We start from the raw sequence: 20,388 nt of genomic DNA on the forward strand, positions 1-20,388 counted from the left end.
CCCCCCCCCCACGCCAGTTCTCATCCTGATTGACGCGCTGTTCTCATCTTGATTGACGCGCGATAATCTAGGCGACTGGCCGACTTATTTATAGCTTACAGATGCACGTCTCGCCACTGTCCGACCGGCAGCTTGCTGCCTGTCGGACAGTGGCGGTACACAGACCACCTATAAAGGCCGATGACGCGAACCACGTCCTTGGCGCTGGAGCGGCCGCTCACGGAGGCGGATCAGTCGCACGAATGTCCATGCGGCGGTCTTGCCGAATGACTCTTCGTGGCCGGACTGGGACATTGGCCAGAGCTCGCAGCCGCGACCATCCTTTTCCGGCGCACGGGTCACAAATACCGGCACCCGCAGTTCAGTAATATTTGATCGCTTTCACTTGCCGGCCTCGCCATGGCTCTCTCCGGGCAGCTCGGCGCCGTGCGCACGGATCGCGGCGATCAGTTCGGCGGGCGTGATCTCGTAGCGCACCTCGCGCCGAGTCCCGGCTTTGCGCTGGTCGACGTCGATCAGCAGCACGCTCTTGCCGTCGGGCGTGGCTTCGAGTCGCACAGTGCGCCGCACGCTCGCGGTCAGCGCGTCGCTGTCAGTCAGCAGATGGACGGCGCCGTGCGCGCCATTGTGGGCGGATGTCATTGGGCGAGGCTCCTGAAAAGGCTCACCGATGGTACCTGCAAAAGCTCACCGTTCGAGGGGGGCACCGTACTCTTGGTAACCGCTTTTATCAATAGCAATGGACCATGCCGGAGCGACCCGGCCAAGGCCCGGCGGGCGGATGCCAACCGGCCCGCGCCCGCCACCTGCCGCGACGCGCATCCGGTCGGTGACCACGTCCTCAGGCGGCCGCTGCCAGGTCGTCCTTGCGTGTCGCCAACGAAGCGGTGGGCGCCATCTGCCCGACCAGCGCTTCAGCGAAACGCGTCTGACAGGTCTGGCGTGCGGCCAGGCGCGCGCGTAGGTCGGCGCACAGGCGGCTCAGGTCTTCGACACGTACGACGATGCGATGCTGTTCGGCAAGAGGCGGGAGTGGAATTTTAAAATCTCGGAGAGCCGACAAAGGCACCGTCTTCTGCGCAATGCCTGTAGCGCGCGCGCTTGCCTGCTGCAAAACCAAGGCACTTGCCAAGACCAGATTTAGGAACGGCTGAAGCGTGATATGCGCGGGGCGGAACAATCCAATGTGGCGCTGGAAGCAAAATCGCATTTCTTCCGTGACTAACACCGGAATACCGAAACTGCCAACGGTCGTATACAAAATGTCGCCGGCAATGGGCTTTTTCGACCAGTCCAGCCCGTCGAAGTATGAGTCCGGAACGAAACGGCTCGCTGATGCCACATCCAGACTGCCCCAACGGACGTCACCGATAACGAGGAAAGGCACGCCCGCCGCCGCCTTTGGTGGTGCCTGATGATCCCCGTCGGTGATGACCGCGCAAATGTCCTGCGTCCGAACCCACTCCCACTGCTCAGGCAACTCGAAAGGCTTGTCGTCTTCCGTGATTGCCGGCAACGGTTTGTCCCGCTTTACCTTGCCTTCTGCAATCAACCGATCCTTCTCTGTACGGATTTGTTGAAGCAGATCGCTAGCTGGCTCATCATTCGATTCCTGCGGAAGGAGCAAGCCGCGTACTGCCAGTTGCAGAATGGTTTGTTCGAGCACATCGACCGCCTCGGGCCGGTCGAGCAGCAGGTCGAAATGCGCGGCGACGCGGGCCCAGTTTTCTGCGAGCGCGTGGGCTGACTCGCTTGAGCCCAGCGCATCGAACAGCGTCGCAGTGAGCCGCGCGTGTTGCGCCGATTCCAGCCGGCCACGGGTTTCCAGCTCGTCGCAGAGCTGCATCAGCTGGTCGACTTTGGCGACGATACGGGCCTGCTCCGCGAGCGGCGGCAGGGCAATACGAATCGCACCTATTTGCTTCGTAGAAATGTGCGGTACCCCGTTGCTGCGCCCGGGATCAAGAAGCTCTGTGAAGTACGGCGACGCAAGCCACATTTTGAGGAACGGCCGGGTGATTGATCCCGCGCGAGGCGTCAGCTTCGCCACTCGTTGTAGAAGAAGGCACGGCAGATCGTCCGCTTTAATCTCAGCGCACTTCAGCCCCGACGAAATGATTGGGCGGTCCAGCGAAAGTACAATATCGCCGGCCTCCAGCGCAAAGCGCTCGAACTCAGCCGCCGTTTCTGTATCTAGACACGCTACCTGCTCCCAATTGATGTGACCGTGCGAAACGTTCGCGTTACGTACCAACCGAACGCCTTCTGACCTAAACCATTCGCTCTTGAACGCATAGCCGTTGAGGCATTCGACGACCAAGTCGAAAGGTGCCCATTCCCAACCAACGGGAGCGTGAAAGGCTTCGTTCCCGGCATCCTTCAGGACCTCGCCTGTTCGCGAAGCCTTTGGGCCACGGCTGGTCAATCTGTCCGCACCAAGTTGGTCCAGTATCTTGCTCGCCGGCTCATCGGTTGAGTCCTGCTGCACTAGCTTGCCTTGCACGGCAAGCGACAAAATCAGCTCGCGCAGACGTGGGACCCCATCCGGCGCTGTCGCCAGCAGTTCAAAGCCATTCCTCCGTTTCATGCCTGCCCCTCCAGCGCATCCGCCAGCATGCTCTTGAGTTGACTACGCAGAGCTTGTGCGTCAGCTGTCAGGCGCTGATACTGGACCAGCAGCTCATCCGGATCATGCGTGACCTCGTCGTCCTTATGCGGGTTCTTGAGGTCGAGGTTGTAGCCATTCGCCTTCAGGGTCGCGATATCCACTTTCCAGGCGAATTCGCTCTCCACGCGACTCGCGAAGCCGTCTACCTCGCTGCCCCACCACGCCTTCTCGGCCGCAAATTCCTCGATGCGGACTGGCTTGGTTTTCGAATAGCTCTTGTACCCGGTCGGATACGGATGCTCGTAGTACCAGACCTCGCGCGTCGGCGTGCCCTTGGTGAAGAACAGCAGGTTGGTCTTGATACCCGTGTACGGCGCGAACACGCCGTTCGGCAGCCGCACGATCGTGTGCAGGTTGCACTCGGTGAGCAGCCTTTCCTTGATGCGGCTCTTCACGCCTTCGCCGAACAGCGTGCCATCTGGCAGCACGACCGCCGCCCGGCCGTTGTGCTTCAGCAGTTCGATGATCAGCACGAGGAACAGGTCAGCCGTTTCCCGGGTGCGAACGTCCCCCGGAAAATTCCCTTCGATGCCCGGTTCTTCGGTGCCGCCAAACGGCGGATTGGTCAGGATCACATTGACCATGTCGCGCGTGCCATAGTCCGCGAGCGGTCGCGCCAGGGTGTTGTCGTGGCGGATCAGCGATGGGACCTCGATGCCGTGCAGCATCATGTTCGTGACGCACAGCAGGTGCGGCAGCTGCTTCTTTTCGACGCCATTAATCGCGTTCTGCACCACGATGTCGTCCTCGACGCTCCTGCGCTGCGCTTTCAGATGCTCGAGCGCGCACGCCAGAAAACCACCCGTGCCGCACGCCGGATCCAGGATGCGCTCGCCGAGCTGCGGGTTGACCTGGTCAACCATGAACTGCGTGACGGCCCGCGGCGTATAGAACTCGCCCGCGTTGCCGGCGCTCTGCAGGTCCTTCAGGATCCGCTCATACAGGTCGTTGAACAGGTGACGGTCCGCGCGATTGTTGAAGTCAATCTCGTTGATCCGGTTGATCACCTGGCGCAGCAGCTGGCCGGACTTCATGTAGTTGTACGCGTCGCTGAACACCTCGCGGGCCACGAAGCCGCGCGCATTGCGCTGCGGATCCGCATTGAGCGCCTTGATCGACGGAAACAGATCGGTGTTCACGAACGTCAGCAGTTCATCGCCGGTGATGCCCTCCGGGTCGGCCGCCCAGTTGCGCCAGCGCAGCCGCTCGGGCAGTGGCGACCGGTAGGCGTCGCGCATCAGTTCGAGCTCGGTTTCCTGGTCGTCGAAAATCTTCAGAAACAGCAGCCAGGTCAGCTGCGAGATCCGCTGCGCGTCGCCGTCGACGCCGGCGTCCTGGCGCATGATGTCCTGCACGGACTTGATAAAGGTAGAGCTGATCGTCATGAGTGAACTGGTGAAACCTTATTGATAGAGCGAGCGTTCGAGCTCGCGGATCGCAGCCTGATATTGGGCCCGGCCGCCGAACGCCTGAACCAGTTCGACCGGCGAGCCGAGCTGGTCGAGCGGCGCGAGCCGCAGTACCTCGGGGCGTTCGAGGTTTTCAATGCCGTCGTCGGCATATTTGTCGAGCAGCGCCTGCAGCACCTGCCGCGCGGTCTCGCCGTACCTGCCGAAATAGTCGCGCTTCCTGACGTTCTCGGCGCGTTCCCGGCGGGTCAGCGGCTTCTGGCCAAACGCGATATGGCAAACCAGGTCGAACGGGTCGAGGTCCTTGCCGGCCTCTTTCGCCAGTTCGTCGAACAGGATGCCCTGTTCCTCGAGCTCGGCGACGATCGCCTGCTTCCTGTCGGCATCGTTCCAGGCCTGCAGGAACGCGTCGAGCGACACGAAACGCTTGCCGATCTGGATCCGCGTGAAGTCGCGCAGCGACTCGGTGATCAGCCTGCCGTCGGGGCCCAGATACTGGACCCGTTCATTGACGACATACACGGGCACTTCGTCAATCACGTACCTGGTCCGGCCAGTACCTGCCAAGTCAGGCCCACCGGTAGTCACTTGCATGCCGCCGGCGTCTCCGTCGAGACCGCCAGTGGGGTCACTCATCGGATCGCCCTCCTCTTCCGGCGGAACAACGGGTGCGCCAGGCTCCGGTTCGAACACCACGACCGGATCGCCGTCAAAGGCCGGGTCGGCAAACAGTTCGGTGGCCTTCTTGAAGTCCAGAATGGTAAACCACAGCTTGCCGTACTCCTCGTCGATCCGCGTGCCGCGGCCGATGATCTGCTTGAACTCGGTCATCGACCTGATCGTACGATCGAGTACGACGAGCTTGCAGGTTTTCGCATCGACGCCGGTCGTCATCAGGCGCGACGTGGTCGCAATCACCGGATAGGCCTTGCGGGGATTGATGAAGTTGTCGAGCTCGAGCTTGCCTTCCAGGTTGTCGCCGGTGATCTGCATCACGTATTTCGGATTGGCGCCCGCCAGGTCGGGGTTCGCGTTGACCAGCGCCTGACGCATCCGGGCCGCGTGGTCGATGTCCTCGCAGAACACAATGGTCTTCGCCATCCGGTCGGTCGCATGCAGGAATTCGGTGATGCGTTTCGCGACCGCTTCGTCGCGGCGCGTCAGCACCAGCGACCGGTTCATGTCGGACTGGTTGTAGATCCGGTCTTCGACCAGCTGTCCCAGCCTGTCGACCATCCCGGCCGTGGGCCGCCAGCCCAGGTCCTTGTCGAGATCGACCCGGATCACCTTGTACGGCGCCAGAAAACCGTCCTCGATGCCTTGCCGCAACGAATACGTATAGACCGGCTCGCCGAAGTAGGTGATGTTCGACACCTCGGCGGTTTCCTTTGGCGTCGCGGTCAGCCCGAGATGGGTGGCGGAGCTGAAATAGTCGAGGATCTCGCGCCAGGCCGAATCCTCGGCCGCACTGCCGCGATGACATTCGTCGATCACCACGAGGTCGAAGAAGTCGCGGCTGAACTGACGGTAGATGTTCTGCGCCTCCTCCGTCCCCGTCACTGCCTGATACAGCGACAGGTAGATCTCGTAGGACTTGTCGACCTCGCGATTTTCGATCTTGGTCATCGCGCCGGCGAACGGCTTGAAGTCGTTGGTCCTGGTCTGGTCCACCAGGATGTTGCGGTCGGCGAGGAACAGGATGCGCTTCGCCGCCCGCGCCTTCCACAGCCGCCAGATGATCTGGAACGCCGTATAGGTCTTGCCGGTGCCCGTTGCCATCACCAGCAGGATCCGCGACTGCCCCTTCGTGACCGCCTCGATCGCGCGGTTCACCGCGTTCAGCTGGTAATAGCGCGCCGGCTTGCCGGGATAGTAGTCCTGCGCATAGACCAGCTCCGCCTCCGGCCCGATGCCCTTCCACGTGAGGTAGCGCTGCCACAGGTCCGCCGGCGACGGAAACTGGTCCATCCCGATCTCGCGCTCGAGCACGCCGTCATGCAGGGTCCTGTCATGCCAGATGAAGCCGTCCCCGTTGCTCGAAAAGGCAAACGGGACGTCAAGCATGTCGGCATAGGCGAGCGCCTGCTGGATGCCGTCGCGTACCGTGTGGTTGTTGTCCTTCGCTTCCACGATCGCAAGCGGGATGCCGGGCTTGAAGTACAGCACGTAGTCCGCGCGCCGGATGGTCTTTTCGTCGCGTTTCGCCCGGTTGCCCCGGACTACGACCCGACCACTGGTCAGGGCAACTTCCTCGCGCAGCTGGGTTTGCAGGTCCCAGCCCGCATCCACCAGTGCCGGTGAAATGAATTTGCTGCAGATGTCCCGTTCCGAAAGCGATTTTTTATTCATTTGGGGTCCGGATTGCGCGCCGACAGCGAAACCACGTGCAGAAATGCCGGTATTGTACCCGGCTAGAGAGGACCGGTAGAGTATGCCGACCTATGGAGTTTTGGGCGCTCTTCGGGCAGTGCCCGCATATCCGCCGGCCCCGTATTCAAGAAAGCGCTTTTGCTCGTCCCCCCTGTACGCCGCCGCTTGACCGAACGAGCGTCCCGAACGCGCGTATGCAAAACAGATGCTTAGTTCTTGCACTCAAAAGATTGGCAGGCACGGATCAAGGATATGGTTCGACAGAAGCAGTGGATACCGACAACTCGCGCGCCCCGGCCGGCGCCGGCGGACGAGGTGGAGAAGCGGACGATCATCGCGGGTTGCGAGAGCTCATTCGCGACGTCTTGAAGTCGCGCTTTCTGCCAGAGGTCAGACCGACTGAATGGAATTATATAGTCGACATCCATGGCGCCTGGGCGGCCGGGCGATTTTGTTTCATGCAGCGCTACAGGTCGGGCATGGAGCACAATCGCGGCGAGGAGTTCGATGCGCCCTTCGCCCGTATCGATCGCAAGGGACGGGACCATTTCGATATCTACTGGATGCGGCATACGGGCAAATGGTGGCGGCTCCATGCCGGTGTGACACTTGGCGAGGCGCCTCGAATCATCGAAACGAACCCTGTACTGCATCCGGTCTAGCCGTCTAGCGGCGGCGGCCGCAGCCATGAGCCAGTAGCAAAGGCCACAGCAATTACGTGCAAACCGTTGTGGACGGCCGAAAAACGGACAATCTGCTCGCGCTTCCGCAAATAGAGCTTAGTTGATTATCGATTCCGCCTGGTGTGTGAGGTTGTGTGCCTGATGGCGGGCCAACGCTCACGCCAAAAATCCCGCTCTTGTAGGTGGCACATCAAGAAAGGGAAATTTACGCACGCCACGCGACCGCGAGGTGTGCGGTTCAATGTCTCTGATCGACCCGTTGCTGCCAGTCGCCATCTTGCGACTGGTGCGGCGCATTTCGGAGTACAGCGGCCATCCGCGAGGCGAATCCGTTGGCGAGTAGCCACCCATTCACAACAACGTGATCGACTGGATCGCCCAAAACGCCTACGCGTGAAGCGTAGGAGCACTATGGCACTGCGACCCTGCCGCACAATAGCCTACGAACCATGTATCTGCACCTCGAAGATTAGTGCCTTCGAGCAAACGGAGTAAGATCGACAGCGAAGTCTCGCCTCGATACCTTTCACTTTATCGAAAAGAAATCGTGGATTGCTTTTAGCATGAACTTAGCGGAAATGTATGACCCGTAAGAGTGAAGGTCATCATCTTTGCCGGAATTGCATAGATCCACTACTGTCTTGGCGCAAATGCATGGTGGCCTCCGCGGTGATAACTCTGCCGCTTGGTGCACGGCAAAAATCTCCATATCCAAAGCGCCAACTTTTCTATGGATGACCTGAATTTGGTCTAAATATCTTTGGTCAGCTATAACAGCAGATCCGCTTGTAAATACGCTTAAATCAGGTTTGACCTGACTGGTGGGGCGCTTCCCGCCACGGAATCCGGCTTCCAATTCATCAAGGAGTTGGTCGGTATTGAGCAATGCTCGCAGTTTGGGTAGTAACTGTGGATCGGTTCCTACTTGATAGGGCTCATGCCTGAAACCGTCGGCTGTCCACTTCCCAGACTGGTACTCATATGCCATGCTGGACACCAGCAGCTGGCCCATTTCCGCACGACCGTTGAAGCCTCCGCAAATCCCACTCATACCTACTATAGTCGGTTTGAAGCGCTCGATACAAAGTGACGCGGTAATTGCAGCATTAACCAACCCCATTTTAGGCATTAGCACGACTGTACCGTTCTGCGCTCCGATCGAAACATCGAAACAATCGATGCCTGCTCGCGTAACCTGCCGCCCTTCAAGTAGAGCCACGTATGGATTTCTTTCTTCTTGCAGCGCACAAAACACGACGAAGTCGAAATCGACGCTTCGATTAAGTTGAATAAGAATCGAATCAAGCGTCGACTGCCATCCCTTTGTGTTTGCATAATTGGCCAAAATGCATCCGCGTGCCTCGTAAAATTCTCTCAGCTCGGGAAAATCATTTGGATATGAGCTTATCGCCAACAAAAATGCATTTGCTTTTCCCGCTTTGACTATAGTTTCGAGGATTGCCTTCCCGTTTTGCGTCGCAGCGCCCTTATCTACGCTCGGCAACTGGAGGTCGATTATAAACAAGCCTATGTCAAACTGAAGTCCCGCAGCAAAATCCGTCATGTTTTTCGCACGAACGATGTTTGATGCGACGACTCCCTTCTTTTGAAGGTAAGAATTGATAGCCTTTGCCTTTGAATCATTGTCTTCAATAAGCATGACTTTCATCGGCATTTCCTCAAGATCGATGTAATCACTTGAAGCGTTTGCTTCGATTTGTAGTGGTAAAGGACTGCGCCGATCACATTTTGATTGTATTTTTCCCGAATTATCTCAGGAGATTTTTTGAGTTTCACCTTGGTGCTGCCTATGTAAAAATCCGGATACTGCGTGACTATGACAATGTTAGGCGATTGACCTTTGCGTTTCAACGCTCGAAGAACTTCGATCCCCCCTTGAGCTTGATCATGGCCTTTTTGCATATCCTCTGCGCTTTCTCCGAAAGTGGAGAGCGCCATGTCTAAAATGATAAGATCATAGTCATTTTCCAAAACACTTAGCACTGCGCTATTCACGCCATCTACGATCTCTGGATCAGCCTTAAAGACCTCTCGAACGCAAGTCAGAATCTCATCGCGCTTGTGAGTTTCGTCTTCCACAAGCAGGATATTCAAGAATTGACTCCGGTGGAAACCTCTTGCGCAATCTCAACGTGCATAGAAAAGCTCAATGTAAGTTGACGTTTATCGCTGTCCGATTGGTATTGGACCGTATGCATTCCCTCTGATACCCGTGTTATAAATTTTACTTTCTTAATTCCGGTATACCCTTCCGTCACCATATCGATCCCCGCCTCGGCAGATTCAATAGCCTTTTGAATTCGCTCTTTACATCGAATAAACTCACCGCCCGGGACTGTCGATGTAATGTCAACGGAGAGATATTCGAGAACAGAAGATAGACTTGAGTGTTCCGAGCAAACGTTCACAGTGACCTCACTATCCTTTTCTCCGTGTTTTTGAGCATTCTTAAGAAGTGCAGCTAAGCAGTCGTATATCCTGTGAACCGAGATTCCGGTGAACTTATGATCGAGAGCATTCCCTGAGAACTTCATGTCGTTGTGACGATTTAACTCAAGAGCGATGATTTGGCATAGATCGGGTACAGACGCGGACACGAAACCTGTCTGCGGAACCTGAAACCAGTCCGCTACCTTCTTGAACACCTCGTTGACAGCATCATGCAATTCGAGTTTCATTTGTGTTTCGATAATACTAAGTGTGCCGGAAAAACATTTGTCGAGCAACGAGGTGGCTTCTTGGAGCATCTTCGTTCTGATGAACCGCGCAGCACTTTCCAACTGTGGCGTGATCTGCTTCCAGCAAAAAGCCACGACAAGATCGTTAAGCAGTTCGCTTCCGCCCGCCGCGCGCAAGGCACTTGACAGATTTCGAAGATTTTCTTGGGTGGCGATGTCGTCTGTATCCAAATCAGCACTGAAAAGTGATCCATTGGATCTAAATTGTAAGTGCTCTCTTCGTAATTTATCAACCAACCCCTTATAAGCATTCATCCAAGATGCGGTAATCTTTCGCATATATGGATTCGACATAATTACCGAAAATTCGGTCTTTCGGAGGACCGCATCTACGGTATCAGTAGTCACGCCGTCGAGTGTATTATGACGAATTCGACGGCCTAAGTAAGATTGAATTCCAAATTCGGCGTTTAAACAAAACTGCTCGAATGCATCTTTAGCGATCTGCTCAATTAGGTAGTCATACTCATCGAACAACTCGATGAGCAATATGGTACGGTCTGGATCCGTACTGTCCAGTGAGGATATGCGTGCTTTCCATTCTGGATACAGTGAGCGATATTGCTCCGTCGCCACAGTAGGGTTACTGTCAAGCCATTTTTTCATGGCCACACTATCGACATACATTCGGCTACTATCAAAGTATTTTTGCAACTTCGACAACTGCGTTCTTGTCGTAATAGCGTCGGCCTCGATGATATATTCGAGCATGCCGAGTTTATTTCCTACCGCTCGAAGAATGTCACCTCTGGTTTGTGCAGCCTGTGATGCATTAGCCACCAACGTGTACATCTTTTCTAACGTTACCTCATCCAACGAGCTAACTATATAAATAGCAACGTGCGGCGAATCTGTGAGCAAGTCTTCGATAAAACTAAGAATTGAACCGCCATGCTCCGTCTTTACATGAGAAATAAAGTCAGTTCTAAATTCAAAATCTACGTCTGGGTCGATAGACTTTGCCTTAAATAACGCCAAGGCCAAAACAGTCACTAGACTTTGCGCTTCCGACGGTGCCGTAAGGTAGAGCGCGCGAATTTCGTCTTCCGCCAGCAAGGTCTGCAAGGCAAGCGTCTTTTCTAAAATTATTTTAATGTCCGTTTTTGATAATTGCAAAATGTTTAATTTGTCTCCGACAAATCGCAAAAACAGGTACGTTCGAGAGAATGCGTCAAGGGTCACATCGCTCAGTTCTTCGACGCGAGTGTCATTCGCCATTAACAATAATGCTTTGTTATCAAATGACGCGGCTTGTTTACGAGATTTTTCTCCGATGATTTCAGCAAGCAACCTTGCACCGAAAACTCGATCTAATTTATTTCTCAATTGTGCGAATTTAGGGCGCTCCAGAAACGCAGATGCGACGCGATAAAGATTTAGCGAGGACTCATTTTCTGGATTTTGCTCGCGATAGTATTCTGTCACCACGTCGCCACTGTTCTGCGTCTCGGTGTACTGAGCGAAATCTTCCATTGTCGCTGCTAGCTTCGGATCGAGACGACTATAAATCTCACGTTGTACCGTCGTAAAAATTTCACCAAGATTTAGAATGGTGAGAGTCGCATAAACAGTATCGATTAGCGATGATTCAGTCGCACGGAGCAAGAATGCCGCCAAGTCCTCACTGCTCAGGGGCGTTGGAATGAAATTGCTTAAAGCCAAGGAACGCCTAAATTCCCCTTTTACCTTGGCAACGAGTCCGCTGACGCGACGCTGAGCAACCACAAAGAGCGAGATTTTGGAGCTTATATTTTCGAGCGCGCTAAAATGCATGCCAACGCTGCTACGATGCTCCATTTCGCGCTCAATTTCCGCTACAACCCTCAATTGACTGGCGGTCAAAGAAAAAGCACTTCGCAGGTATGCCAACTTGTAGGACAAATAGTTCGAAGCACCAAAATCTTTTGATAGATCGTGCAAGATACTCAATGTCTCGTCCGGGTCCATCTTTTCCAGAAATCTGAGCTTTCTGACGTAGCCAATTATTTCAACAACGGGTTCGGTCCACGCGTTCAGGTATCCAATGGTGTAGCAGAGTTCGTTTTGCCAGTCGATTGGCGGGAAACTCGTGAAGCGATATAGATCTTTACTGGATTTCTTCTTTATAAGCGTGCGCTCCAACAAACCACCAGGGCCCTTGAGTATGGCCCCAACAGTCATACTGTCGAAAAGAGAATTTCCCTGACGAATTATCGCTATTTCGTCGGGACTGACATTAGCTTTTGAGTAGTGGCCACGAAGAACATTTCTTTTGTTTTCGTTTCTGATCTTGGCGATCAAGCGAAATATATCTGCGCTGCGGCGAAAATTTGGTCTATCGTAAATGTTATTATCCACTCAGGTCCCCGATATTAGAGATGCTTGCGGCCACCGCGAGTTTGAAGGCATGCACCGCACCGCGTCGCAAATTATATGCCGAAAGTACTTGTAATTGAATTGCTTGGCGACAGTATGCTGAGAGTCCCGTCGGCACCCAACGATCGTTAAAGACGAGTGTGAAAAGCGAGTTGGGCTCGGAACTAGGAGTTCACCAATCGCAGGGAGCCGCCGTTCGGCTGGCGGGTGGTGTGACCGTCGGCAATTGGCTCCATCGCTGACTAAGAAACCGAGCCGCTCCAGCGTCCGCAAAGACCGGATTGTGCGTGTAGCTCGTCCGTCAAGTTTTGTGTAGGTTTGTAGGATGCCTGCCCTCGACCACGGACATGAGCGCGCGCCACAGGCGCATGCGGGCAGGCGTCGTACAAACCCCAAGGGAGGAAACCGCGGAGTGTTCCGGCGCGGCCTGAACCTTTAGCGCTATGGGGATTGAAGAGGTTGCGTGCGATGTTGGACTGACGCAGCGCTGGGGCAAGGCGGGTTGATGTCGACGGGATGGACTTTAGTGAGGCTGTGCGGCCCGCGTTTGTGACGGGAGGCCGGGCGCACAGCCGCGTGGTCCGTGTGAGGGGCGCAAGCGTCCGCTGTCGGGTCCCGTTGCCGGAGAGCCGACGGTCGCCTTGGACGTCCCGAAACACCTGTGCTCATGCTGGGGCTCGCTGTGCGGGTGGTGCGCGGATCGGTGCGCTGCGCTGGAGGACCTCGATGACGATCATCGGCGCGCCGCAATGCCGGCAGATGAAGGCGGGACGCACAGCGGGACCGGTGTCCTCGGGTTGCGTGCTGGCTGCGGGCATGACGTGCAACAGCCCACGCACCTTTGCGAGATTCTGCCGGCGCATGGGATTGGCCAGCAGGCCATAGTGGCGGATGCGGTGGAAGCCGCCGGGCAGCACGTGCAGCAGGAAGCGGCGCATGAACTCGTGCGCGCTCAGGGTCATGGTCTTGTAGCGGGTGCGCCCCTTCGCACGATAGTCCTTCCAGCGGAAGGTGACGCCGCGCTCGTCGAGCGCAACCAGCCGCTGGTTGGAGATGGCCACGCGATGCGTGTAGCGTGACAGGTAGGCGAGCACCGCCTCGGGTCCCGCGAACGGGCGCTTCGCATACACGACCCATTCACATGCGCGTAGCGGCGCGAGCCACTGGGCGAAGACGGCCGGATCGGCGAGCGCGGCGTACTCGCCGAAGAACCGCAACTGGCCACGACGATGCACTGCTGTGAGTTCTTCCAGGAAACGTCGCCGGAACAGCCGTGAGAGCACGCGCACGGGCAGGAAGAAACCGGGCCGGCAGGCGACCCACCGCTCACCGTCGGGTGACAGGCCACCACCGGGGACGATGCCGTGGACGTGGGGATGGTGTGTGAGTGACGAGCCCCACGTATGGAGCACCAGCGTCGCGCCAATCTGCGCGCCCAGATGCTTCGGATCGGCGGCGATGGTACGCAGGGTCTCGGCGGCAACATCGAACAGCAGGCCGTAGAGTACCGCCTTGTTGTACCAGGCGATCGCGCTGATGGTGGCGGGCAGCGTGAAGACCACGTGGTAATAGTCCACGGGCAGCAGGTCGGCCTGACGTGCCTCGAGCCACCGGTGTGCGGCGCTCGCCTGGCACTTCGGGCAATGGCGGTTCCGGCACGTAATGGAGTGCACTCCATTACCTGTCTAGTACTAAACCGCTGACGCGGTAGCGGGAGGTAGGCAGGGGCCTATGGCTGACGTTTCATGAAGATGGCTGTCTGGCGCTGAACCCCGGCGAGGTGGTGAGCGGTATCGACAGGAGCAGTATGTGAACGCCCGGTTGGGCATTCCACCCACTGTTTCCAGGAGGCTCGCCATGACGCTATTGCGCCAACGCATGTTGCAGGACATGCAGATCCGCAACCTTGCGGAGAATACCCAGAAGTCCTATCTGATTCAGGTATCCAGTTTCGCCCGCCACTTCCGACGTTCGCCCGAACTGCTGGGTCCCGAGGATATCCGGGCCTGGCTCGTCTACCTCCGCGAAGAGCGCAGGCTGGCACCCGCCAGTCTTGGCGCAACGATCGGCGCACTCCGGTTTCTCTACCGTGTGACGCTTAAGCGCGACTGGAGCGACGAGGATTTTCCCTTGCCGAGGAAGCCGTTCCGACTGCCAGTCGTCCTCAGCCTGGAGGAGATCACCACCTTCTTCGAGTCGGTCGCCAGTCTCAAGCACCGCACCATCCTGATGACCGCGTACGCCGCCGGACTGCGGGTGTCGGAAGTCGTGCATCTGAAGGTCACCGATATCGACAGCCAGCGCATGGTTATCCGTGTAAACCAGGGGAAGAACCGTAAGGATCGCTATGTAATGCTCTCGCCGAGGCTGCTCGAGATCCTGAGGCTGTACTGGCAGGACGCCCATCCGAAGGAATGGCTCTTTCCAGGCAACATTCCGGGGCGGCCCATCACCCGCCATGCCGTGGGCGACGCATGCGAGCTTGCACGCAAGCGCAGCGGCATCACCAAACCCGTGACACCCCATTCTTTGAGACATGCGTTCGCCACGCATCTGCTGGAAGCCGGTACTGACGTGCGCCGGATCCAGTTGCTGATGGGTCATAGGTCCCTATCGACAACGTCCCGGTATTACCGGCCGTAGATCTTTATGTAGAGTAGCAACGTCAAACGCTTCGTGAGCAAGGCGTCTTGTTTGAACTACTGCACATAAAGTTTCATGATGGGCTGCTGGCGGCCATCGGGATCGCCTTTGTGAGGAGTTCGATCATGGAGAAGTCAACCCATCAAGTTTCAAGCCACTTGCCTTTGCAGCAACTCGTCGCCGGTGCCGTGAGCGAGCTGGAGAGGCTAGGCTACAGCAGGAAATCGCTCTGGCGCTATCGCGTAGTCTGGGGTCATTTCATTGCGTTTTGTCAAGAGATGAGCCTGGGAGATGAGTACTCCCTGGAGCTGGCGAAACGGTTTTGCTCTACGTATCAAATTCGTGCTGACGAATGCCTGAACTCTGGCCAGGGGTGGCGCCGGAATATCGTGGTTTCCCTCAAGGTTCTCGAGCGCTTTGCGCATGACGGGCACATTGAGCGCATCGTCACCGACATGCAGAAGATACAGGTCCCCGCACCCATGAGCACGGCATTGCGCGACTATGAACTGTACTGCCGGGATCGCCGTCATCTTCGTACAACGACCCTTCGCGAGCGGACGCGGGAGATAGCGATATTCGCGGATTTCCTTGGTTCAAGGAACATCACGTTTTTTGATCAGATGCAGCCGGCCGATCTCTGCGCATTTGTGACCGCGCAACATCGTCTGTCGGCGAAGTCAGTCTCGCGCATCGTTTCCGATGTGCGTTGTTTTCTGCGCTTTCTTCTGATGCGAGGAATTCTGAAGCAGGATCTCAGCCGTGTATTGCCGGTGGTCCACGTTCCCCGCGATGCGACTATTCCATCGGTCTGGGACCCGGAAGTCCTGACCAGGCTGCTCGAAGCCGTTGATAGAACCTCGCCCAAAGGCAAGCGCGATTACGCGATCTTTCTACTTGCCTGTCGCCTCGGATTGAGAGTGGGCGATATTCGCGCACTATCCCTCGACGATCTGAAGTGGGAAACGGCCACAATAGAGGTTAGGCAGTCGAAGACCCTCGCACCTCTTTGTTTGCCATTGACGGAGGAAGTTGGCGAAGCGCTGATTGACTATCTGAGATCGGGCCGTCCTCACTCGGATCATCGAGAAGTGTTCCTCACATTGAACGCGCCTTTCCTACCCTTCCGCGAAGCGGACAGCCTACATTGGATCGTCCGCCATTGGAAGGCCATGGCCGGGATTTATTTTAGGACTCCACAGCGCTATGGTTTGCACTCGCTACGCCACACACTCGCGACACGATTGCTCCATGAACAGACGCCGTTTCAAGTCATCAGCGATATCCTGGGGCACGCGACGACAGCATCGACGTTGATCTACGCCAAGACCGACGTGGAAACCCTGCGCACTGCCGCGTTGAACACCGAGGAGATGCGCCATGTCTAGTAGCAAATTCAAGGGCCAGTTCCGAAGCGCTGTCGGCTCACTCATGGAACAGTTCGTCCAGGAGAAACGGGCGTGTGGGTACCGATATGATGAGCAAGCCCGCTTGCTGGGATGCTTTGACCGCTTCCTGAGCGATGAAGCGCTAATAGAATGCAAGCTGCCCCGCTCGACCAGCCGCAAGTGGCTCGCCAAACGGCCCCACGAGAGCAAGGTCACCCACGATCATCGTATCTGTGCAGTTCGCCAATTTGCCCTGTTCATGTGCCGGTTGGGATATGCCGCTGATGTGCCGGATCGATGGCTGACGGCAAGGGGAGCGAGCAGCTTCTCTCCGCGTATCCTGACACACGCCGAGATCCAGCGGCTGTTCCAGGCGGCTGACCAGCTTATACCGACCGCACGATCCCCAATGCGGCATCTCATCATGCCGGAAGTGCTCCGGCTCCTGTATGGCTGCGGGCTGAGGATTGGCGAAGTGCTGCACCTGCGGGTGGCCGATGTGGACCTCGAACGGGGGATCCTGACGGTGCGTGATGGCAAATTTCGAAAGGACAGGCTCGTCCCACCAGCTTTGCCGCTGGTACAGCGCCTTCGAACCTACGCACAAGTCATGAGCGATCGCCCGTCCGATGCCTACTTCTTCCCTTCGCCATCCGACGGCCCGTTGAGCCACCCGGCCATCTACTGGCTGTACCGGGAGCTGCTGTTGCGCTCCGGGGTCCCGCATGCCGGCAGAGGCAAGGGGCCGCGCTTACATGATCTTCGGCATTATTCCGAGTCCCGGATTATTCCGCATACGGATCTCCGGGGCCTGCAATCCACGGAGAATACGCGGCCTGGGGGCGGCGCCAATACGGAATAATCAGAGGGTCTTCAAGAAAGCCAGCAGGCGATCATTGGGACGGAAACGCGGTGCTCGCACATCGGTGGTCGCAGCCTTCGCCAGCGCCTGTTCTTTTAGTTGCATATCCGCCTGGAAATAAATGGCAGTGGTTTCCACCGATTCGTGACCGAGCCAGAGGGCGATCACGACGCGATCTGCGCCATGGTGCAGCAAATTCATCGCCAGCGAATGTCTCAAACTGTGCGGCGTTACTTTCTTACCGATGAGTGAGGGGCAGTGAAGGCGCGCTACCGCGAGATGCTTGTCCAGCAGATATTGCAGACTGTCATGGCTTAACGCCGTACCACGCAGCGATTGAAAGATCGGGTTGGACGGTGGGTAGTGGCATTCGCGCAGCCAACTGCGCAGCACCGCCACCGTATTTTTGCGCAGCGGCGTACAGCGCTCCTTTCGGCCCTTCCCCATACAGCGTACATACGCACCGGTGCCCAGTACAAAGTCTTGACCGCGCAGGCCGAGGAGTTCCGATGCGCGCAGGCCTGTTCGCAAGGCCAATAGTAGCAGGGTTCTATCCCGCCGCCCGAGCCACGTCGTGAGGTCAGGCGCGGCGAGTAGCGCGTCCGCTTCATCCGGCGTCAGGTAAGCAATTGGTCGGCGCACATAGCGTTTGCTCGGCATCGCGAGAACGCATTGCGCCACGGCGCTGTACTCCGGTGCGTGCAGGGCGACATAGCGGAAGAAGGAATGAATGGCGGCCAGGCGCACATTACGGCTGCGGGCACTGTTGTCACGGTCCTGCTCGAGATGATCGAGGAACATACCGATGAAGGCTGCATTCAAGTCGGGCACCGCCAGCGCTGAGGGTGATTTGCGCAGGCGCTGCTGCGCAAACTGCAGGAGCAAGCGAAAGGTATCGCGGTAACTTGCGACGGTGTGTGAACTGACCTGTCGCTGACGCAGGAGTCGATTCAGGAAGAACGACTCCAGAAGCGACGAGAAAGTGCTGACACTTTGAGTTGTGTTCATGACCGCATTCCTCGCTCGGAGCGTGCTACCCGGCGCATTACGTAGTGCATTAACTGCGGCGTCGCGGTGAGATACCAGTAGGTATCGGTAATGTGGGCATGTCCGAGATAGGTGGAAAGTTCCGGCAGATGCCGTTCGACATCGACGCCGCGGCGATGCCACCCGGTCAGTGTGTTGATGGCCAGACGATGCCGAAAGTCCAGCAGACGAGGTCCGCGTGAATCAACCGGGCCGCGCAGGCCGAGTTGGCGAGACAATTTGACGAAAGTCCACCGTACTGCCCATTCCGTCAGGCGAGTGCCACGCTCAGAGAGGAAGAAGCTCGCACTATCAGGGTATCGACACAAACGATCCCGGCGCTTTGCATAGCGTTGCAACGCAGATTGCGTGGTGGGATGCACCGGCACATAGCGCGAGTTACCGAATTTGCTCTCGCGAATCGTCAGCACGCCATTGACGAGATCGACATCATCGCGATCCAGATGCAAGGCTTCATTGGTCCGCAGACCGGTTGCAACATATAAGCCGAATAGCGTGGCATATGTATGCGGTCGCAGACCGGTCGCCGATGGTAGCTGCCGTGCCAGCTCAAGCAAGTGGTCGATGTCTTCGTCGCGATAAATGTAGGGTTCCGGACGTTGTAACTGATACGGCAGCAAGTCCGGTGATGGCACGAGAGTGCGTGGATCGCTCGCGCTGCAGTATTGCGCAAACCGACGCACCATGCCTAAACGGTTCGCCCATTGCGCCGGCTGCACATCGGCAGGTTGGGTCGCCCACGCCAGAGCGAGATCGGTGGTGATGTACGTGGCGCCTGCGGCGTCGGCGAAGTCGACGAAACGTTGCAGCAAGCGTCCGGGCAGCCGCAACTTGACGCCGAGGGCACGACGCAGCGCCAGATACTGATCGAGGGAAACCTGTAACGACGGGGTGACGGGTGATTTGCTCATGATGCACTCCCCGGCCACGGCGGGGCGATGCGCCGTAGCGCAGCGATATCCACCTTCGCGTAAATCTGCGTCGTCGTCGGTTGCTGATGCCGGAGCAATTGACCAATCTCATCGAGGGAGGCGCCCCGACGCAGCAGTTCGGTGGCCAGCGAATGCCGCAGCAAATGCGCCCCTTTGAACTCGGGGTTCAACCCGGCGCGTCGCAGTGCGCGGCGCACGACATCGCAAACGGCAACAGGGCTGGCAAAGCCACGCTGCGGAGCTCTCGAGCGGATAAACACGCGACGCGTCGAGCACGTGGGACGAACGTGACGCAGATAGTGCGCCAAGGCGACGCCGACGTCCCTGGGCAGTGGCAATCGTGCCAGTCGTTGGCCCTTGCCGCGCACGAGAATCTCGCCGGCCTCCCAGTCCAGATCCTCCAAATTCATCTCGACCACTTCTCCGGCACGCAACCCCAGCCGCGCCAGGAGCAGCAAGATCGCATAATCCCGTTGGCCTGCCGGTGTGTCGCGATCGCAGGACTCGAGCAGTCGCTCCACTTGTTCGGGTGGCAGCGACTTGGGCAGGTGCGATAAGCGCCAGTGCGCAACGCCCGGCACGGCGGCGGCCAGATCCGTGTTGATAGCTCCGCGTTGGAGTAGAAAACGCAGGAACGAGCGCAGCGCCGTGACGGTCAGTTTGGCGTAAGTACGGCTGACCCGCTGGACTTGACCAAGGATGAAGTGATGGAGATCTTGCGGGCACAATTGCGCAACACGTGGCGCGTTGCAGGGGAACCGCTCAGTCAAAAAACGTCGCACGATAGGCAGATAGTTGATCAACGTCGACGGCGAGAGGCCGCGTTCCGACCTGAGGAATAGCTCAAAATCTCGCGTTAGCTTGCCCACCGCGCTCCGATCGATCGGTGGTGACACTGCCCGAGCGCAGCCGATGTCGCGTAAGAACGTGAGCAGTTGTTGCGTCGTCGCGACGTCTCCGCGTTGCGCGACACCGCGACGGCGGCGACCCACGTGAAATTGCCAGAGCCCCTGGTCATCCAGCTTTGCCACTGGAACCTTGTGCCGCTTGAGCCAGAGACTGAGTTCCGCCACCAGCTTACATTTGACGTGAACAGTCGTCGCGGCGTAACCCTCGCTGGCGAGGAACGTTGCAAATCTATCGAGGTGGGATGTCAGCGGGCCACCACCGGAGCAACCGGGGAGTGCCGTGACGGCACCGTTGCGAGTGATCTTCATCGTGAGTCTCCCTGAATCGGGGGGAAATCCCCAGGAAGACGACACTCCAATAACG

At 57.4% G+C, this 20,388-nt stretch carries 14 protein-coding genes and 1 pseudogene; 4 read left to right on the top strand and 11 right to left on the bottom strand.

Annotation, left to right across the window (positions count from 1 at the left end; genetic code table 11):
- Positions 1–381 precede the first annotated feature (381 nt).
- The 4 genes from P0D73_RS31085 to hsdR all read right to left on the bottom strand — a co-directional run bounded on the left by P0D73_RS31085 (position 382) and on the right by hsdR (position 6,426).
- Positions 382–642, bottom strand: a complete 261-nt coding sequence (locus P0D73_RS31085; protein ID WP_408260267.1) for a hypothetical protein — start codon at positions 640–642, stop codon at positions 382–384.
- Positions 643–841: 199 nt separating this feature from the next.
- A complete protein-coding gene (locus P0D73_RS31090) occupies positions 842–2,587 on the bottom strand; it encodes a restriction endonuclease subunit S (RefSeq protein WP_408434390.1) in 1,746 nt (581 codons plus the stop codon).
- Complete coding sequence (locus P0D73_RS31095; RefSeq protein WP_408260274.1) at positions 2,584–4,053, bottom strand: type I restriction-modification system subunit M; 1,470 nt, start codon at positions 4,051–4,053, stop codon at positions 2,584–2,586. Before P0D73_RS31095 ends, P0D73_RS31090 begins: the two co-directional genes overlap by 4 nt.
- An 18-nt stretch (positions 4,054–4,071) precedes the next feature.
- Positions 4,072–6,426, bottom strand: coding sequence for an EcoAI/FtnUII family type I restriction enzme subunit R (hsdR, locus tag P0D73_RS31100; protein WP_408260277.1), 2,355 nt, complete (start codon positions 6,424–6,426; stop codon positions 4,072–4,074).
- Positions 6,427–6,716: 290 nt separating this feature from the next.
- Between hsdR and P0D73_RS31105 the strand changes: the two genes are divergently transcribed.
- Complete coding sequence (locus tag P0D73_RS31105) at positions 6,717–7,109, top strand: DUF3024 domain-containing protein (RefSeq protein ID WP_408260280.1); 393 nt, start codon at positions 6,717–6,719, stop codon at positions 7,107–7,109.
- Positions 7,110–7,656: 547 nt separating this feature from the next.
- Here the strand turns inward: P0D73_RS31105 and P0D73_RS31110 are convergent.
- The 4 genes and pseudogenes from P0D73_RS31110 to P0D73_RS31125 all read right to left on the bottom strand — a co-directional run.
- Entirely contained in the window at positions 7,657–8,799 is a 1,143-nt protein-coding gene (locus tag P0D73_RS31110; RefSeq protein WP_408260283.1) for a phosphorylase family protein, read from the bottom strand.
- Positions 8,796–9,245, bottom strand: coding sequence for a response regulator (locus tag P0D73_RS31115; protein ID WP_408260286.1), 450 nt, complete (start codon positions 9,243–9,245; stop codon positions 8,796–8,798). The genes P0D73_RS31110 and P0D73_RS31115 overlap by 4 nt, the downstream gene beginning before the upstream one ends.
- Positions 9,242–12,226: a hypothetical protein gene (locus tag P0D73_RS31120; RefSeq protein WP_408260289.1), complete on the bottom strand. Its 2,985-nt coding sequence runs from the start codon at positions 12,224–12,226 to the stop codon at positions 9,242–9,244. The genes P0D73_RS31115 and P0D73_RS31120 overlap by 4 nt, the downstream gene beginning before the upstream one ends.
- Positions 12,227–12,909: 683 nt before the next feature.
- Positions 12,910–13,917: pseudogene (locus tag P0D73_RS31125) on the bottom strand (IS91 family transposase); the annotation flags it as partial.
- 184 nt (positions 13,918–14,101) lie between these two features.
- Between P0D73_RS31125 and P0D73_RS31130 the strand changes: the two are divergent.
- The 3 genes from P0D73_RS31130 to P0D73_RS31140 are packed head-to-tail and all read left to right on the top strand — an operon-like array spanning position 14,102 to position 17,137.
- Positions 14,102–14,887, top strand: coding sequence for a tyrosine-type recombinase/integrase (locus tag P0D73_RS31130; RefSeq protein WP_408261220.1), 786 nt, complete (start codon positions 14,102–14,104; stop codon positions 14,885–14,887).
- A gap of 47 nt (positions 14,888–14,934) precedes the next feature.
- Positions 14,935–16,275 (top strand): site-specific integrase, encoded by a 1,341-nt coding sequence (locus tag P0D73_RS31135; protein ID WP_408434394.1) that lies wholly within the window; start codon positions 14,935–14,937, stop codon positions 16,273–16,275.
- Positions 16,268–17,137 carry a tyrosine-type recombinase/integrase gene (locus tag P0D73_RS31140; protein ID WP_408261225.1) on the top strand — a complete coding sequence of 290 codons (870 nt, stop codon included), beginning with the start codon at positions 16,268–16,270 and terminating at the stop codon, positions 17,135–17,137. Before P0D73_RS31135 ends, P0D73_RS31140 begins: the two co-directional genes overlap by 8 nt.
- On the opposite strand, the gene P0D73_RS31145 is transcribed toward P0D73_RS31140, so the two are convergent.
- From P0D73_RS31145 to P0D73_RS31155, 3 genes are read right to left on the bottom strand one after another with little or no spacing between them, the layout of a single operon-like run.
- Positions 17,138–18,145, bottom strand: a complete 1,008-nt coding sequence (locus tag P0D73_RS31145; RefSeq protein WP_408261227.1) for a tyrosine-type recombinase/integrase — start codon at positions 18,143–18,145, stop codon at positions 17,138–17,140.
- The gene (locus P0D73_RS31150; RefSeq protein ID WP_408261229.1) at positions 18,142–19,095 is read right to left on the bottom strand and encodes a tyrosine-type recombinase/integrase; all 954 of its coding nucleotides are present in this window, start codon (positions 19,093–19,095) and stop codon (positions 18,142–18,144) included. The genes P0D73_RS31145 and P0D73_RS31150 overlap by 4 nt, the downstream gene beginning before the upstream one ends.
- On the bottom strand, positions 19,092–20,333 hold the full coding sequence (locus P0D73_RS31155) for a site-specific integrase (RefSeq protein ID WP_408261231.1): 1,242 nt from the start codon (positions 20,331–20,333) through the stop codon (positions 19,092–19,094). The genes P0D73_RS31150 and P0D73_RS31155 overlap by 4 nt, the downstream gene beginning before the upstream one ends.
- Between the last annotated feature and the right edge of the window lie 55 nt (positions 20,334–20,388).

It is taken from the genome of Paraburkholderia sp. RL18-101-BIB-B (assembly GCF_046026985.1).
GTDB lineage: Bacteria > Pseudomonadota > Gammaproteobacteria > Burkholderiales > Burkholderiaceae > Paraburkholderia.